Origin of the sequence: Mesorhizobium sp. M7A.F.Ca.CA.002.09.1.1, from assembly GCF_003998555.1 — a bacterium.
GTDB lineage: Bacteria > Pseudomonadota > Alphaproteobacteria > Rhizobiales > Rhizobiaceae > Mesorhizobium > Mesorhizobium ciceri.
The window spans coordinates 1-453 of record NZ_RZRR01001611.1 but is presented as its reverse complement, the minus strand read 5'-3'; the positions used below and the strand labels follow the sequence as shown (position 1 = coordinate 453).

Sequence of the window (453 nt, the reverse complement as noted above, 5' to 3'; positions counted from 1 at the left end):
GTGCTGATCCTGATCGCACTGGGCCTTGTTCTGTCGGCCGCCTTTTTCATGCGCTGGGACTGGCTGCCGCAATATTATGAAATGGGCTTGATCGGCCTCTGGCGCTCGCTGTGGATCCTGGCCGTCACCTGCGTGCTGGGCTTCCTGCTGGCCGTCCCGCTTGGCCTGGCGCAGGCTGCCGGCTCGTTCTGGTTCGCCGCACCCGCCAAGGTGTTCTGCACGGTGATCCGGGGCACGCCGCTGCTGATCCAGCTCTGGCTGCTCTATTACGGCCTGGGTTCGCTGTTCCCGCAATATCCGTGGATCCGCGAATCCTGGATGTGGCCATATCTGCGGCAAGCCTGGCCCTATGGCGTGCTGGCGCTGACCCTGTCGTTCGCCGGTTATGAGGGCGAGGTGATGCGCGGCCCCTTCGCCGGCGCGCCCAAGGGGCAACTCGAAGCCGCCCGCCCC

General features: G+C 65.8%; 1 protein-coding gene. It reads left to right on the top strand.

Going from position 1 to position 453, the window contains the following annotated elements:
• A partial coding sequence (locus EN994_RS34940; RefSeq protein ID WP_164746603.1) for an ABC transporter permease subunit occupies positions 1-453 on the top strand: 453 nt, incomplete at both ends.